The following is a 1211-nucleotide window of genomic DNA, read 5'->3' on the forward strand; positions in this document are numbered from 1 at the left end:
CCACTGATCTCGCGGCACCGACGCCAGTCGTCGACGCTCCAGATGTCGCCATTGGCAAACACCGGCACCTTGACCACGTCCTGCACCCGAGGGATCCACTCCCAATGCGCGGGTGGTTTGTAGCCATCGGTTTTGGTCCGCGCATGCACCACGATATGCGCGGCGCCGCCTTCGGCCAAGGCGGTGGCACACACCAGAGAGCCGTCCGGGCTGTCGAAACCGAGGCGCATCTTGGCGGTCACCGGGATGTGCGCCGGTACCGCGCGACGCACGTGCTCGACGATTTGATTGAGCAGTTCAGGTTCCTTGAGCAACACCGCGCCGCCGCGAGACTTGTTGACGGTCTTGGCCGGGCAGCCGAAGTTCAGGTCGATGACTTCAGAACCCAGCTCACAGGCCAGCGCGGCGTTTTCCGCCAGGCACACGGGATCAGAACCGAGCAATTGCACACGCAACGGTACGCCGGACGCGGTGCGGGCACCGGTCAGCAGTTCGGGGCCGAACTTGTGGTAGTAGGCAGGTGTCAGCAGCTGATCGTTGATCCGGATGAACTCGGTCACGCACCAATCGATACCGCCCACACGGGTCAGAACATCCCGCAGGATGTTGTCGACCAACCCCTCCATGGGCGCCAAAGCAATTTGCATGAAAAACACACTCAACGAAAAACGTGCGGCAGTTTACTGGATTGCGCAGGAGAATCGCAGATTCCTTGTAGGAGCTGAGCTTGCTCGCGATGAACGATGACGCGGTGTTCTGGGTAAACCGCGCCGCCTGAATCGCGAGCAGGCTCACTCCCACATTAAACCTTGCTTGTATCCAAAACTGGTAACGCCTGGCCGTAGCCTTCGATGAACTCCGGCGGCATGCGCTTGGGCTTGCCGGTCGACAGCTCAATGCAGACGAACGTGGTCTGGGCGCGCAGCAACGTGGTGTTGTCACGCGGGCGCTTCAACTGGAAGTGTCGGGTCATTTTCAGGCGCTGATCCCAGTCGACGATCCAGGTCGCCAACTGTAATTCGTCATCTTCATAGGCGGCGGCCAGGTAATCGATCTCATGCCGCACAACTGCCATCGCCCGGTCCAGCCGCCGATACTCGACCAGATCCAGCCCCAGACGCTGCGAGTGGCGCCAGGCACAGCGCTCAAGCCATGTCACGTACACCGCATTATTGGCGTGACCCAACCCGTCGATGTCCTCGGCGCCCACT

2 protein-coding genes are annotated in these 1211 nt (G+C 60.9%); both read right to left on the minus strand.

The window, feature by feature from the left end:
- Positions 1 to 647, minus strand: a 647-nt coding sequence (locus AC1DRJ_RS28485) for a tRNA dihydrouridine synthase (protein ID WP_477805081.1), incomplete at its 3' end; no start/stop codon positions are given.
- Positions 648 to 802: 155 nt separating this feature from the next.
- Positions 803 to 1210, minus strand: coding sequence for an acyl-CoA thioesterase (locus AC1DRJ_RS28490; RefSeq protein WP_477805082.1), 408 nt, complete (start codon positions 1208 to 1210; stop codon positions 803 to 805).
- Position 1211 lies beyond the last annotated feature (1 nt).

It is taken from the genome of Pseudomonas sp. P5_B2 (genome assembly GCF_056400445.1).